Origin of the sequence: Pseudopedobacter sp. (assembly GCF_040392825.1) — a bacterium.
GTDB lineage: Bacteria > Bacteroidota > Bacteroidia > Sphingobacteriales > Sphingobacteriaceae > Pseudopedobacter.
Genome location: NZ_JBEBVH010000067.1, coordinates 1 through 16,759, shown reverse-complemented (window position 1 = coordinate 16,759; position 16,759 = coordinate 1). Strand labels below are relative to the sequence as shown.

General features: G+C 37.9%; 9 protein-coding genes and 1 pseudogene. 2 read left to right on the top strand and 8 right to left on the bottom strand.

Translation table 11 applies throughout. The annotated features are described in order from the left end of the window. The 6 genes from ABWO41_RS06865 to ABWO41_RS06840 all read right to left on the bottom strand — a co-directional run. Window positions 1-3,382: DUF6259 domain-containing protein (locus ABWO41_RS06865; protein ID WP_353135451.1), on the bottom strand; the 3,382-nt coding region annotated here is incomplete at its 3' end. A 72-nt stretch (window positions 3,383-3,454) separates the two neighbouring features. After that, on the bottom strand, window positions 3,455-4,489 hold the full coding sequence (locus ABWO41_RS06860) for a hypothetical protein (protein WP_353135448.1): 1,035 nt from the start codon (window positions 4,487-4,489) through the stop codon (window positions 3,455-3,457). 67 nt (window positions 4,490-4,556) lie between these two features. After that, window positions 4,557-6,413 carry a right-handed parallel beta-helix repeat-containing protein gene (locus tag ABWO41_RS06855; protein WP_353135445.1) on the bottom strand — a complete coding sequence of 619 codons (1,857 nt, stop codon included), beginning with the start codon at window positions 6,411-6,413 and terminating at the stop codon, window positions 4,557-4,559. Between the two features lie 198 nt (window positions 6,414-6,611). Next, the gene (locus ABWO41_RS06850; protein ID WP_353135442.1) at window positions 6,612-7,817 is read right to left on the bottom strand and encodes a T9SS type A sorting domain-containing protein; all 1,206 of its coding nucleotides are present in this window, start codon (window positions 7,815-7,817) and stop codon (window positions 6,612-6,614) included. A 43-nt stretch (window positions 7,818-7,860) separates the two neighbouring features. Beyond that, complete coding sequence (locus ABWO41_RS06845) at window positions 7,861-8,538, bottom strand: DUF4627 domain-containing protein (RefSeq protein ID WP_353135439.1); 678 nt, start codon at window positions 8,536-8,538, stop codon at window positions 7,861-7,863. Window positions 8,539-8,564: 26 nt separating this feature from the next. Then, window positions 8,565-11,366: a beta-glucosidase gene (locus ABWO41_RS06840; RefSeq protein ID WP_353135437.1), complete on the bottom strand. Its 2,802-nt coding sequence runs from the start codon at window positions 11,364-11,366 to the stop codon at window positions 8,565-8,567. Between the two features lie 553 nt (window positions 11,367-11,919). Here ABWO41_RS06840 and ABWO41_RS06835 point away from each other — a divergent pair. Continuing rightward, entirely contained in the window at window positions 11,920-14,685 is a 2,766-nt protein-coding gene (locus ABWO41_RS06835; RefSeq protein WP_353135434.1) for a family 78 glycoside hydrolase catalytic domain, read from the top strand. A gap of 1 nt (window position 14,686) precedes the next feature. Further along, window positions 14,687-15,775 (top strand): glycoside hydrolase family protein, encoded by a 1,089-nt coding sequence (locus ABWO41_RS06830; RefSeq protein WP_353135431.1) that lies wholly within the window; start codon window positions 14,687-14,689, stop codon window positions 15,773-15,775. Between the two features lie 248 nt (window positions 15,776-16,023). On the opposite strand, the gene ABWO41_RS06825 is transcribed toward ABWO41_RS06830, so the two are convergent. Next, a complete protein-coding gene (locus ABWO41_RS06825; protein WP_353135428.1) occupies window positions 16,024-16,254 on the bottom strand; it encodes a PIN domain-containing protein in 231 nt (76 codons plus the stop codon). A gap of 186 nt (window positions 16,255-16,440) precedes the next feature. Next, window positions 16,441-16,680, bottom strand: a pseudogene (locus ABWO41_RS06820) (DUF6364 family protein); the annotation flags it as partial. Window positions 16,681-16,759: the final 79 nt, after the last annotated feature.

Below are 16,759 nucleotides of genomic sequence, written 5' to 3'. Positions count from 1 at the left end.
CGGTACTTTTTATGATATGAAACTTTTTAATATCTGCATTTTCTGCAACAACCCATTCTAAAACAGCAGTGTTTTCTGAATTGATTTTTCCGTCAAATTTCATTAATGTTACCGGTAAGGTTGTTTCATCTATCCGCATACAATCTCTTGCATTAATGGTAACACTATTTCCGTTAGGTAATATAACCGTATGTGCAGTATCATCAATATTTACTAATAACGTTGCTGAAACTCCGCCAGATCCTATCCAGTGAGCACCTTTTACCACGTTGGCCAAACCGCCCATCCCCGGAATCTCTATTAAAGGATTGTCGCCGGTTGGTATAATTTCTTTGGTAAGCGTACCACCATAAATGAGATCATGCTGGTCTGCTCTGAAATTGACTAACCTCAACATGAAATTCCTGTCTTCGGTAGTAGTTAACGGACTCATGATAAAGTCGGGTTTAAACCAGCCTAATTGAGAGCCCCATAAAAGAGATAGCATGTTTTTATAACGAACGCTAATGTCTCTTACACTGTTGTACATATTAAAACCGTACAGCATCATTCGGTCTGAATAAATTAACGGAAATAATGGTACTTGTCTATACGGTGTTGTACCGGAAGGTAGGTGAGAACTTCCAGCCGGAGTTGCAGCCATTAACATCAGGTCAGCCCTGTCCAGATAACATTCTGCATTCTGTTCGGTGGCAATGATGTTGCCGGCTATAGAATTTTGTTTAATGGTATTCATCATCGTCCGAACCGTAGTAACCCAATAATCTCCGGCTCCCAAAGGATGTCCATGATTGGGATTCCAACAAGGAGCCGCTGGCGCTGATGCCAGTTGATCTACATATACACCGTTGGTTCCCAGCTCATTTTGTATACGTTCTGATACAGCATTAATCTTATTGTGCCACATAACATTATATGGACAAACCACAGCATTAGGCGCCCCGGAAGCATATATTTCCATATAAGGACTATTGTCTTTCTTTCTGGCAAGATAAAGTGCTCCCTGATCTTGCTGATAGCTTACCGTTGTGGTATCCCATAATCTCCCATTGATATAGGGAATTACATGGGAGCCTCTGGCCTTTACAGTGTCTACAAAATTTTTAAAATCTGGTGCTGCAGGAAAAAAATCGGGATAGCTGGTGTCATGAGGCTTATTGTTCCAAACATAACTGTGCGATGCAGTTCGGCCTGGACCAAAAAAATTCATGGCTTGTATAGTCCAGTTCAGGACATTATTGTGGCTTTGGTTAGGCACAAACCAAATATCAACATCTAATAACCACTGTGGTAAATTCTTTGCAGCGAATGTTTTTGATCCCCACGGAGTAGTGTAGGTAAAAGGTTTGTACCAATTTACGACTGCCTGTTCCCATCCGTTATTGCCAATACCAACGGATGCTGCCCAAGGCAGTTCAAACTTTCCGTCAGGCGCTGTCCATGCTTCTGAAGTTACAATTTCATTTCTTAAATTAATAATGCCGTTGGTTGATACTGAAGCTCTAAAATCTTTAATATTTGCGTTTTGGTCATGAGTGGCAAAATAAAATACATCCTGTCCCTTTAGTAAACACATTAACTGAACGGTACCTCTGCTTTGCGGATACCCTGAATAATAGGAAGAGCCAGGAGGCAGATCATATTCTACGCCAAATCCTGCCGGCATGATTACCTTATCGGCAGCATTTTCATGAAAAGACAGATTAGGAAAAGTTAAGTTTTCTACCATCCATCCGTTGGGTAAATCGGCTTCTATTTTCCAGTCTATCAGCTGTGTGGTATTATTTGCGCTTACCAATACCTTTACCGGAATGACAAAATTGTCTGCTGTGGTAATATTCCAGTTTAAAGTAACAGTAGGGTTTGTACCATTCATATCATTTGTAATTAATCCCTGATATGAGGTTGTTGAAGATGAAGAGGTGTACACATTGCTCTGCTGAAGGTGATTACGGATTTTTAAAGACCAGATATTCGCTGTCAATCCTGCTTGTTCAAACCATGAATTATTGTTCCCGGAAGAGATGGATAAAATATTAAATTGATTACCACCTGCAAAAACAACTTTGGTATTTCCGCTGCTTAACTCTACCGGATTGTTGTTATCCAATGAAATAAAAGAAACATCGTCTATCATCAGTTCTGCACCCGCCGGGCTCTGCAGGCTGAAACAGATAACAGGAGTTTGATTTGCGCTAATTCCGGTAGTTATTGTTGCGGATGAAGACAATGCAGACGCTGTTCTCGTCAAATCATAGTCGATATAATATTCCGTCCAGGACGGGGTGAGCGTAAAAGGCTGGTGTGTTGGAATTCCTGTCCCGTTATAATCTTTTAACACGAAAGCAGGGATGTTATTAGCGCCAACTCTTACGGTGGGTACCAATACCGTAGTATTTGTTGTAGTTGCTTTGGCTTTAAACTTTAGACGATAGTTGCCTACGGGCATAGAAGATATTCTTTGTGCCAGCCGGGCATTGTTTGTGATGTCTGTATTAGCTCCGGTAGAAGTTATTTTTATAACGTCGTTTTGACCCGAACAAACGTCTGTGTCGACTGTAGATACTATATCTATGGCTCTGTTTGCACTACCACCGAAATAACCGGCCCATCCTGTTCCAGCTGCCGGAGTGTTTACTGTAGTGGACTGGTTGACATAATTTAAGCTGGTCCCTGTCATCTCACCATTAATAATATAGCTGTTTGGAGTTACCATTGAAATAAAAGAAACATCATCTATCATTAATTCGGCACCTGCCGGGCTCTGCAGGCTAAAACATATAACAGGAGTTTGGTTTGCTGTAATTCCTGAGGTTATGGTTGCAGATGAAAACAATGTAGATGCCGTTCTCGTTAAATCATAATCAACATAGTATTCTGTCCAGGTTTGGGTAAGTGTAAAAGTCTTATGTGTTGGAGCCCCACAACTACTGTAGTTTTTTAATACAAAAGCAGGGACATTATTCGCTCCTACTCTTACGGTAGGTACCAAAATAGTGCTATTTGTTGTGGTTGCTTTGGCTTTAAATTTTAGACGATAATGACCTGCAGGCATAGAAGATATTCTTTGCGCCAGCCGGGCATTGTTTGTAATGTCTGTGTTAGCACCAGTGGAAGTTATTTTTATTACATCGCCCTGACCCGATCCGGTATCTGAATCGACTGCAGATACTATATTTAAAGCCCGGTTTGCGCTTCCTCCGAAATAACCTGCCCACCCACTTCCCGGAGCCGGTGTATTCACTGTTTCTGACTGGTTAATGTAATTTAAACTGGTACCTGACATATTGCCCTTCAAAATATAATCGATTTGATAGGTGTTTTGGGCTTTTAAAGAAAGTGCAGCCATAAAAAGGCTTAAAATAAAAAATAGATTTTTCATGGTTCATGGTTAAATGTCGAAAGAATTGGTTGGTTTATATTGTTGTTTAAAGGCGGGGGTTTTATATCTCCGTTACTTTTCTTTAGTATATGAAAATGCTATGGAAGCCACGGTTTCCCATACATCATCCGGATTTGCTGAAGTGGCTTTTATAGTACTATAATATTTATGGTAATTTTGATTGTCCCAGATAAAAGTTGTTAGGGTAGGGGTAAAAGGAAGAGAAACTATTTTAGCATCACAAGAAACAGCAATACCAAAGGCTTCGTTCTTCATAACGATTTTCTGTTTGGTGGAGGTTAATTTGTTTGTGCCATCGCTATTGAAAATTGCCTGTACGCCATTTTCGTTTATACCTTCGGAAGAAATCTCTTTATTAACACATAAAATTCCAAAATAACATTTATCTATAGGCACTGTGGTAGCCCAGGTTATTTTATTGTAAGTAGTAAAGCCATTGTTTTCAAATGTAGTTTTCTTTTCGTGATAGCAATCAATTGGGTTACCAGGAATAGCATTATACCCAGGTTTCGACATATCTGCCGCACCGGTTCCTGATTGATGCATGGTAGAAAACTGATGATAATAGAAACTATTACAGGGGGTTAGTGATATATTAGTTGTATATGTTATTGCTTTTCCATCTGCATAAAAGGTTACTTTGCTGGCAGGGGCAATATCAATCCTTTCGTCTCCATGATATCCGCCGGTAAAATCTCCAACATTTGGCCGGGCAGATCTCCATACAAACTCATTCTCGCCTGTTGTTAAAATCTGCTGAATAGGAATCATCGCAGAACCGGTATATTTTACTAAATTTCCTTCAAGCACCCGCCATAAATTATCGTTTCTTGTAGCGGATTGTTGATGATAGATTTTAAAATGCGTATATAAGCTGTCTTTGTCAGACAATTTTTGATAGGCATTAAAATAAGCAGAGGAACCAGAAGTAAACGAATAAAAAGCAGCAGGTAACTGATTAGTTTCCGGCAGAGCAGATAATTCGGATTCGTGGGGTTTTGGTAATACTGTGCTGTTGTCTTTACAAGAAACAGTATTCAGATTGCAAAATAGTATTAATACGATATATATACAGACTTTATTCATAATAGTATTTGTTAAAGAATGAAGAGTTATAGTAAGTGATTAAAAATCTGCACCAGGTTGTGTAAATCTATTGGGTGACTGTTAACTTTTTCCATTGTTTTATATCAATATTATTTGTTGTTTTTTTATCAATAAAAAGATCCGATTTTTCGAATTTTTCAGGTTGTTTAATCGTGTTATTTTGTATAATTACATTGGTAGATTGTTCGATAAATACTGCACCTTTTTCAATTACAGCGTCTACCGGATTTCGGGCAATATTCTCAAAATAATTATCTTTTATTTTTACATTTTCTGCAGACCAAAGAGCTAATGCAGGCATGTCTGAATTTTTAATAATATTGCCAATGATCTCTATGTTTTTGCACACCCGATAATCAACAGGTGTAAAGGTGCCGTTTTGAGGATCTATACCAGCTCCTACAAACAGATTGGCTGGTTGTCTTCTGGCCATATTGCACTCGTCCATGAAATTGTTTTTAATGATTGTGTTACTTGGGAGCGGCCCGATGACCCAACGGCCCCAGCGTAATACCAATGTCAGGACTAAAGGAGGATAAGCGGTACGGTAAAATTTGTTGTTTTCTATTATTCCGTTAGGAAGACCGGCATAAATGCCATGACATCCATTGTGTTTAAAAGTGTTGTTCTGTATCTTATATTTTATGTCATTAAGTGCTGTATTAAATATGTAATGGTCTTTGATAAGTGAATCTGGTATTTCACGATCGAATATGAGTTCGCAGTCGTGAGGAGCAGACGTTTTGCGCACATTCATGATCCACTTCATAGCCACTAGTCTGGCTTTAAATCCTGTGGGAGCGAAATTGGGCTTATGAAATTCCATTTCATCCCCAACTCTGATAACATCTTTTAAAAAATAATACTGCAAAAATTTAGCTGTAATTTTTTTTGCATTAGCAGGGTCTTTTTCAAGGTAAGGAGGGATAAATCCACTGCTTATATGTAACCCGTCGTCATAGCTGTAGAAAATATTGTTGTTCTTGTATATGATCTCTCCGTATGAATTATGTATTTCTCCTGCTGAATGGGCTGTATAAAACTTATAAGAACCTGGCCTCGGAACTATATTGCAGTTTTCTACAGTGAAATTGTGTGTCGAATAACAGGCAATTGCAGTTTCCGGAGATGTATGAATGGTTATATTTTGGAGCGTAACAAATTTGCTTGCTTCAGTCATTATAGCACCCACAAAATAATTATTTTCAAAACGGATATGAGTGTATTTTCCCACATCACTTTGTTTTAATCTTTCAGGATATTTCACGGTCAGGAAAAGATGTTTATTGTCTATCTTATCTACTTTTTCGATATAAGTTCCAATTAATGCAAACCCTTTCAAGGAACGAGAAGCTGTTTCTATATCCCATTCGCGACCCATGTGTATTTTTGGATTGGTTTTTATACCTCCATACTGCAATTCATACAAAATTCCATTATCTCTTATTTCTTTGATTTTAGCGATTGCCGAAATAGGCGCATCTTCCCAATTCCAGTCTATTACTATATTCTTAAGTATGAAATTTTCAGATTTTTCAATTCTGAAAAAATATCCCGACATTTTGCTTTTAGTGTCCTGAAAGATAAATTCGGAACCATTTCCATCTATCGTTACATTCGCAGCATTTTTAAACGTAGCCTGATCTTTGTTTTCACGGACTACATTATAAACCCCTTTGGGGATGATGACGTTCAGGTTTCTTTTCCCATTAACATATTCGCTTAACTTTTCTAATGCTTTTCCGTTCTCTTCGGCCGAATTTTTCTGCGAAAAACCAAAAATAGATCCGTCCACTAACTTCTGCTTTTCATATGCAATAGTATTGGTTGTAAGAAATAACAAAATGAAAAGCAAGAAGTTAAAAGACAAGCATGGTCTGTATTTGGAATATATCAGTTTCATGGAATGTAAAATTTTAAGATGTGTTAATAAACACAGTTTAATTCAATATAAAAAGTAAAGATTTCCTTTTTGGTAAGCGAAACCAAATCTGTTTCTTGAAGAAGATTCGGTTTTCGCTTCCTGTATTGTCTCTTTAAAATTTTTGCGCTGTATTAAAGCATCGGATCATTAATAAGTATATGTTTTTTCAACCAAAAGCTATTTTATGAATTTAAGATATTGTTTGTCTTTGCCTGATTCTAATACTACTAAATAGATACCCGAAGATAAATTCTGTATATCTATTGTAGTTTGTGAATTCAAAGCATTAATTTTTGACTGGTATACATTTTGGCCTGTTGAAGCAATGATTTTTAATGTAGAGTAAGCAGTAGAATTTGGATGCGAAACTATAATTTTATCAGATGCTGGATTAGGAAAAATGCTTAAATTATCTGCATTGTCGTGTTTTAAATAAATAACGGGACTATAGCTGCTTGTTCCATCAATATCAGTCTGATTTAATCTGTAATATGCATTCTGAGCCCTGAAATTTTCATCGGTATATGTATAGGTTTTGTCGTCTCTTGGATCAACAGAAGCAATTTTAGAAAATAAAATGCCATCGATACTTTTTTCTATTTCAATAAATTTCATCATGCTGTTGCTTGCTGTTTTCCATTCTAACAAGGCTAAATTTCCGGATTTATCTACCTTACCGTTAAAGGAAATTAGTTCTATGGGAGTTGTGCTTAATGAGGTAAAAGAAACATCATCTATCATTACGCCAATTCCCGCTGTTGCTTCTGTTGCTGAACATTGAAGACTAAAACAAATAGCAGGAGTTGGAGCTGTTTGTCCAGTAGAAAAAGTACCGCTGGAAGTCATACTACCGGCAACATGTCTTGATAAATCATAATCTACATAGTATTCAGCCCATGATTGTGTAAGTGTAATAGGAATATGAGCTGGAAGACCGATTCCATCGTATCCATTTAATACAACAGCAGGAAGGCTATTATATGAAACCCTTAAAGATGGGGCCAAAATAGTTGTATTTGCTGTAGTTGCCTTTGCTTTAAATGTTAAACGGTAAACGCTATTATTGCTGGTAAGAGTGGAAAGTCGCTGTACTAAACGGGCATTATTGGCAATATCTGTATTTTGTCCTGTAGCGGTTAGCTTGATGACGGTTCCTTGCCCGGATCCTGCATCAGTGTCTGTCGTAGATACGATATCCAAATTTTGATTGGCTTCGGTACCTCCGAAAAAAACGCCCCATCCATTGCCGGCGCCAGGAGTGTTTACTGTTGTGGATTGATTCACATAATTTAAATTGGTACCAGACATGTTGCCATTTATGACTTGAGCTTTTGACGAAAAGGTAACTAAACACAGTCCTAAAAATAGAGATAGATTTTTCATGATTTAATTGGTTAAGAAATGTAAAAAATGAATTACGATTATATTATAATTTAACGAAGCTAACGTTGTCAATCAGCACTTCCGAACCGTCTAGCTTACCTGTTTGCCATAAGTTAAGGCAGATAACAGGGAACTGGTTACCATTTACCTTTTCTAAAGTAAAAGGTGTGCCGGCAGCAGGTTTAAAAGAATTTACTGTTTGAGTAAGGTCAAAGTCAATAGTATACTCTTTCCATGACTCGTCTATGCTGAATAATTTGTGCGCAGGGTTTTCGGTACTACTGCCGTCATTAACATAATCTTTTAGTAGATACGCAGGTATATTATTGCCAGAAGGTCTTACACTTGCTGCTACACGGACATTTTTACCATTTACGGCTTTTGCCCAAAATTTCAAACGGTAAATTCCCGCAGGGCACTTTATTCTTTGTACCAACCTTGGATTGTCCGACATATTGGTGAGAATCCCGGTGGCAGCTAGTTTAATAACGTCACCATGTTCGTCTTCTCCCTGGATGCTTGTAATATTGAGACTTTTAAGAGAACCATAAAAGCCCGCCCAACCAGAACCAATAGGAGGTGTGCTTACTATCCCGGTTAATTCAGAACCAATGTAATTTAGTTTAACACCGGACATATCACCATTTTTAATGTAATTTGTTTGAGCATTTAAATTGCAGCCCAGCAATAAAATGCTGAAGATTGTTAGGATAACTTTCATATATACTAATCTTTATTTGTGGATGTTTAATATTTAACTTCTTTAATTTCTACTTCTCCGGAAATGATCTGTAGTCTTATATCGCTTGCTGTATTTGACTTAAAACTAAAGCTTGCCATATCGTTCGCTCTTGTAAGCTGGCCGGAATAAACTGTTAAAAACTGTCCGCCACCGCTTGATAATTGAATTTCAAATTTGGGGTTAGATTTGATTTGTCCCCATTCTATAATCAGATTGCTGATCTCTTTAGGAGAAGGAATACTGAAATTTAAATAGTCGCCTGCTTTTCCTTTCCAGAAAGTCGCCCGGTTTCCGTCCATAACATACTTTGCATTCTCAGATATTGGACTGGACGATATATTATCTGTGTATTTTGACGAATTGTCTTTTTTTATCCTGTTTTGAGGATTTATGACAGTGAAAACGTCTTCTAATAAAATGTTTTCAGAAGATGCACCTACCATTATTTTGAAGTCGCCTGGTTCTATCACCCATTTGTTATCCTGGTTAAGGAGTTTCATGTCTTCGTTGCGAAGCTGTAAGGAGATGTTTTTTGTTTCACCTGGTTTCAGATGGACTCTTTCGAATCCGACAAGGTTTTTTTCAAAGGTTGTAACACTGCTAATTAGATCTCTCAGATACAGCTGTGCTACCTCATCACCAGCTTTCGAACCGGTATTGGTTATATCAAAGCTAACCGTCAAACTCTGCTTATCTGTTATTTGTTTAGATGAGAGCCTGAAATTCGAATATTTGAAGCTGGTATAACTCAGGCCGTGTCCAAATGGATAGAGCGCACCGTTAATGCGGGTCATGTTTCCTTTTAATCCCATCGCTTTACCACCATCTACCTGAGAGGCGGGCTTGAAAGGGAAATTAAATGGAATCTGTCCTACACTTTTAGGGAAAGTAACCGTTAATTTTCCACCCGGATTATAATCCCCAAAAATCACATCAGCCAGGGCTTTACCTCCCATTGACCCCGGATACCATGCTTCTATAATGGAAGGAACATATTTATCGGCCCAATTTATTGATAATGGACGCCCATTGATTAAGATAAGTATCACAGGTTTGCCTGTCGCATAAACTGCCTGTAACAGGTTTAACTGACGGCCGGGTAAATCTAAACTTGAGCGCGATTTGTTTTCTCCGCAAGTACGTTCTCCTCCTCCAAGTGCCATAATCACTACATCTGATTTTTTTGCATTTTCTACTGCCAGCTCAATCTCTGCATTTTCTTCTTTGCTTAGAGGAAATGGCAAAATTTCAGACTCCGGCCAGTTGGCATCAACCAAGTCGCATCCTTTAGTGTACACGACTTCTGTCTTATTGGATGTTTTGGCTGTTATACCTTCCAATACAGATACCACATCAACTCCTAATGGGCCGTAGTGCATAAGAGCAAAGCCTTTTTCATTCGCATTAGGGCCTACAACAGCTATCCTCTTAACTTTATTAATATCAAGCGGTAGTAAGTTACCTTCATTTTTTAATAGCACTATAGATTCTTGTGATGCCTGAAGGGCAATCTTTTTATGCTCTTCAGACTCCACTTCCACGTCCGCTTGTTTCAGCTCCGTTTGATAAGGATTATCAAATAAACCTACCATAAATTTCACACGTAAAATATCTCTTACCCGGTCATTAATGGTAGCTTCACTCACACTGCCTTCCTCAACAAGTTCTCTTAAAGGTAGAACAAAGGAATCAGGCGAACGAAAGGTGCAGCGAACGTTTAAACCGGCTTCTACACTTTGTCTTACTGCCTCTTTCAAATCATTCGCGGTGCTGTGTTTGGTGAACAGGTATTCAACAGCTTCACTGTCAGAAACAACATATCCTTTAAATCCCATATCATTGCGTAACCTTTCGGTTAGCCAGTAATGACTGCCTTGTATAGGAAAACCGTCGTAATCGTTGTAAGAACTCATTACTCCCAACAAACCGGCTTCTTTTATGACTCTTTTAAAAGGATAGACGTGTACCATTTCAACTTCGCGGGGAGACATTTGAGGATCAACCCGTGACAGGCCTTCTCTTGCGCCTTTATTATTACTGTAGGCGACAAAATGTTTGGCTGTAGCCGCAACCTGATGATTATTTTGTAAGCCCTTTACCATTTGAATTCCGAGTTCTGCAACCAGATACGGACTTTCTCCATAAACTTCTTCGTAGCGCCCCCACCGTTGATCTCTTCCTACATCCAGAATTGGAGCATAAACATTGGTGTAACCTAATAATCTAGCTTCTTTTCCGGTTATACGTCCTACTTTACGTATTAAATCTCTATTCCAGGTATGTCCCAAGCCCAATTGTGTGGGGAAATTGGTTGCTTTAAAACTTTCAATACCTCTAATTCCTTCATTGGTGAAATCTACTGGAATACCTAATCTTGTTTCTTCAATAAAAAAGCGTTGAACTTCGTTTATTGCCCAGGCATGACGAGAGGCAGGCCAAACCAAAGGATGATCTGAAGGAGGTGCTCCCCACTGTTGAAAAGCATTCAGATGTTCATCTATTGCGCCTATTCCATCTTTCCATAGTTTTGATTTCCATTCTTCTGTGGGAAGTTCGTCTCTCAATACCCTTCTATATCCATAAAGTGTAACCATCTGGCAGGTTTTTTCATCCATGGTCATCTTACTTAACAGATCCTCAATCCTGTCTTCTATTTTCGCTTTCGGATCTTCATAGATATCTTTAGCACCATTTTTATTGAAATCTATCCAGTCTTTTTTATAAAGATTTTTTTTGCTCGGAATATATTTAGCAGGAATATGAGGTACGGTTATTTGAGCCATTGAAAGCGTTGATATCAACGCCATGCAAATAGATAAAGGAAGGGAACTTCTCATAAATAATAATTGTCTGATTTTAATATATACTAGGTTTTTACTGCAAATTGTTGTAAAGCGCTTTTATCATCTGGATTTATGCGTGTTTTGGTGCAAATCCAGGTACAAAGTCTTATTGCTAAGATGATTACAAAAGATGATTGTAAAGGGTGATAAATTTCCCTAAAATTGGGTAATAATGTTATAGAACTACAAAGGGCACTAAGATTTTTACAATGGACGCTAAGTTTTTATTCTCATTCCCAGCAATGTCTCTCGAAGAGAATGTTACGCTATTTAACACATCGTCCTTGCAGAGACGATGTTAGGAAGTAGAGAAATATTCTCTGTGAACTTTCCTGTTAAACTACCAGACTTCGGTCTTCCGACTTCGGACATCTCTTTCCCCAAGCTAAAATCCTACAATAGCTAGAGAACTTGGTATAAACATAGATTCTTGTATCCGGTTATATTTGTAACTAATACAGGCGGTTGATTTAAACTCAGTTTTTCTTAAATCAACCGTTCTTTAATTTTTACCTGAATGAGATATCTGTATGCTTTAATCACTATTTTTCTTTTTCATGGATTTGTTTATGGACAAGGTTTGTCTGTGAGCGATTTGCGTGTAGATAATAGACAAAATCCCTTCACTATTTTAGGAACTTCCCCAAAATTCAGCTGGAAGATCAATTCCAATAAGAGAAATACTCAGCAAATCAGTTATAGAATATTGGTTTCCGAGAATGGAGCAGATTTGCAAAGAAATAATGGCACAGTCTGGGATTCTAAGGAACTCGATTCATCGGAGTCTATAAAGATTGACTATAGAGGAAAAGCTTTAACAGCAGGTAAAACTTACTATTGGAAAGTACAGATAAAGGATAACTACAATAGAGAAAGTCGTTGGAGTGAGGTTGCTAGATTTGGTGTGGGATTGAGAACTGCAGATTGGAATGGTGCGAAGTGGATTACAAATGCTATTATGCCAGACAGTCTGGTAGATGTTTTGCCTAAAAGTGAAAAGAAAGATACTTATTGGGGAAATAATCAGTTACCAATAATCAGGAAAGATTTCAAATTAAAATCTAAAAAAATAAAAGAAGCAAAGCTTTTTATTAGCGGATTAGGGCATTTTGAGGCAAGCTTGAACGGTGAAAAAATTGGCGATCATTTTCTAGATGCTGGCTGGGCGAAATTTGATAAAGAAGCATTGTATGTAACTTTTGATTTGACCGACAAACTAAAAAGCGGGGCAAATACTATCGGCGTGATGTTGGGGAATGGATTTTATTATATTCCGCCAGTAAAAGGACGTTTCAGGAAACAGAAAGTCGCTTTTGGTTACCCTAAAATGATTGCTAAGCTGAAAGTAGATTATACAGACGGAAGCAGTGAAACAATAGTAACTGACGAGTCATGGAAAACCGCCAATAGTCCTATCACATTCTCCAGTTTGTATGGAGGCGAAGATTTTGATGCCAATTTGGTACAGGCTAACTGGAACAAGCCAGGCTTTAATGATAAAAAATGGAAAAAGGCCTTAGTTACTACAGGGCCAGAATTACATCCGCAAATTACAGAACCTGTAAAAGTGATGGATCGTTTTAGTCCAAAATCCATTCATCAAACGGCTGCAGGAAACTGGATTTATGATCTGGGGCAAAATGCGTCCGGAGTAGTTGAGATTTCGGTGAAAGGAAAAAAAGGGGATACCGTAAGAGTTTATCCCGGAGAGCTTTTAGCTGAAAATGCTGTTACGCAAAAACATACCGGTTCGCCATACTATTTCCAATATGTGTTAAAAGGAGATGGCGTAGAAACCTGGCAACCAAGGTTTACCTATTACGGTTTCAGGTATTTAGAAGTCAGGGGAGCGATTCCGCAAGGAAAAGAAAATACAAAATCGCTTCCGGTGATGGAAAATATTATTGGCTTGCATATTAGAAATTCGGCACAAACTGTGGGCAGTTTTAATTCGTCGAATACGGTTTTCAACCAAACAGACCGTTTAATCGATTGGGCAATCAGAAGTAATTCGGTAAGTGTATTTACTGACTGTCCGCATCGTGAGAAACTGGGATGGTTAGAACAAACCCATTTAATGGGACCATCTTTAAGTTATAACTATGACTTTATCAGCCTTTTCAAAAGGACTATTCAAAACATGATGACTAGTCAGACTGCGGATGGTTTGATTCCAGAAATTGCTCCGGAATTTGTAGAATTTACCTGGGGTGGCGATATGTTTAGAGATTCTCCGGAATGGGGAAGTGCCGGAATTATTGTTCCATGGTATTTGTACAAATGGTATGGTGATGAAGAAACCATGAAGGATGCCTATCCGATGATGAAAAGGTATGTGAAGTATCTGGAAGGAAAAGCAGAAAATCATATCCTTAAGCAAGGGCTAGGCGATTGGTTCGACTTGGGTCCTAAAAGACCGGGAGTTTCTCAGCTTACGCCGATGGGTGTTACAGGCACAGCAATTTTCTATTATGATTTAAATATCCTGAAAGAGATAGCAATGAAATTAGGACACCATGACGATGCTCGGTATTATACAGATTTGGCAGAGAAAGTAAAGAAAGCATTTAATGGTTCGTTCTTTAATCTGGCTACAAAACAATATGCGACTGGCAGCCAAACAGCGAATGCTATGGCTATCTATATGAATCTGGTTGATGAAAAGGATCGCGCTGCGGTTTTAGAAAATATTATTAAGGATATCAGAACGAGAAATAATGCTCATACCGCCGGCGATATTGGCTATCGTTATTTGTTACGAGTTTTGGAAGAAGCTGGCCGGTCTGATGTGATTTTTGATATGAACAGCCGTTCGGATGTTCCGGGCTATGGTTATCAAATAGCGAAAGGGGCAACTGCTTTAACGGAATCCTGGGAGGCTTTACCTAACGTTTCAAACAACCATTTTATGTTGGGGCATCTGATGGAATGGTTTTATAGTGGATTGGCAGGAATTGGTCAGGAAGAAAGTTCAATTGCCTTCAATCATGTGAAGATTGCGCCTCAAATAGTTGGCGATGTTAAGTTTGCCAAAGGAACTTATCAGTCTGTTTATGGTGAGATTGTTTCCGATTGGAAGATAGAAAATGAGAAGACGGTTTTAAATGTACAGATTCCAGCCAATGCGAAGGCAACAGTTTATCTGCCAATTAAAGAATCGAGTACTGTTTTAGAATCAGGAAAGGCTTTAGAAAAAGGTGACGGAGTTACATCCTGGGTCAAGAAAGCCGATAAGATGTTGGTGGAAATTGGATCAGGAAGCTATCAATTTACGATACAATAAAATGAAAAAATACATTTTTGCATTAATAATATCCTTCTTAGCAGGGCCTGTCATTGCTCAGATTTCGCAACAGCGGATGCAGGAAATTTATGAAGAAATAAAAACACCTCATAAGTATGGGCTGGTAATGATTACCGATACCATTTCTAAAAAAATAGATTGTCCTACGGTGTTTCGCAAGGGTAATAAATGGTATATGACCTATATTATTTTTGACGGAAAAGGGTATGAAACATGGCTCGCAACCAGTAAGAACCTTTTAGATTGGGAAAATAAAGGTAAAATAATGTCTTTTACCCACGACGGAAAATGGGACGATGTGCAAAAAGCAGGTTATAATTCGCTGCAGGATTTAACCTGGGGCGGTAGTTACAAGTTGAATAAATATCAGGGTAAATATTGGATGTCATATTTTGGTGGAAACTCGCAGGGATATGAGCCAGAACCTTTGTCAATTGGAATAGCTTATACTACAAAAAGTCCTTCGAAAGTGCATGAATGGACAAGACTGGATGCTCCGGTTTTAACCAGCCATGACCCTGATGTAAGGTGGTGGGAGAATAGAAATAAGCTCTTTAAAAGCTCGGTAATAGAGGATAAGGAGAGATTAACAGGACATCGCTTCCTGATGTATTATAATGCGGTTGGGGATTCTTTAAAGAATAACAAAAAAACCAGATGGTACGAACGTATTGGTATGGCTGTATCCGAAGATATGGTACACTGGAAGAGATTTCAGAAAGATCCGGTAATGCACCATCCGGTTGGAATCACGGGTGATGCCGTTATTCAAAAAATGGGCAGTGATTATGTGATGTTTTATTTTGGTGCGTTTTGGGAAGATAGAAAAGGGGCATTTAACCGATTTGCGGTTTCCAAAGATCTGGTAAACTGGACGGACTGGACGGGTGATAATTTAATAGAGTCGTCAGAAGATTACGACAATTTGTATGCACATAAATCTTTTGTAGTGAAACATAAGGGGATTGTCTACCATTTTTATTGTGCGGTGGACAAATCGGATCATAGAGGCATAGCTATTGCTACCTCTAAAGACCTGGGGAAAAGTAAGTTGAAATTTGAAAAATAAATAGGCAAAAGGCTTTAGGCATAAAGCTGAAAGCTTAACAATATTAGAGAAACAAAAACTTTGGTCGGTTTTTGCAAAGCTGTTCTGATGCATTATAGCAGAAGGAACAGCTTTTTTGTTTATTTACTCGATCAGTGGTACTAAGGTGGGAGTATATTGGGAGTATAGTGCTGGTAAAGTGGGAGTAGCAATATAGTTCATTATGTCTTAGAAGCCTACTGTCACCAATACGGACTTATAATAAATCATCACTTTCTAAGCGTTTGTAAATAGCTATCCGCATTCATTACAGGAATTAAAGCATTCTTGAAATCTCTTTCATTTCTTGTAATGATTAAATCACAATTTGATGCTAAGGCACTGAAATATTGCATGGCATCTTCAAAATCTTTAAAATTGGAGTGAATGGCTTTTTCAACTACTTCATCATCCATTAGAGAAATAGAACAAAGTAATTTGAATTTTCTAATTTTCTCCAATGCGATTTTGCATTTTCACATTTGGATAATAGATAAGAGGTGTTTGAAATGGAAGAAGGTGAGGTGAAAACTTTGTTTTTCTTTTTATCAGCAAATGTCAAAATCTTTGCGATAGCTTTATAAAAATTTCCCTTTCCCCTAAGAAATCAATGATAATATTTGTATCTAAGAATACTTTTTGCATTTCTATTGGTGCTTCTTGTCGAGAAATTCTAAATAATCATTTCTTAAATCCTTCCAATCAGCATCTAAAGGAATACTATTTCCTGTTGAGATACTTTTAACAAAAGGTGAAATTTCAAAATCATTACTTTGTTCGCGAGTCAATGAATCAAGGTAGCTCTCAATAAGTTTTGACAAACTTACTTTCTTATTTGAAGCATACTTCTTAGCCTGGTCTATAACCTTATTATCGAGTTTTAAAGTTAATTTAGTATGTAAGGCTGGTGTCCAATGTCGTAGTTTCGCCTTTTGGTCAGCGCTTGTTCTTTATTTGTAATTAAGG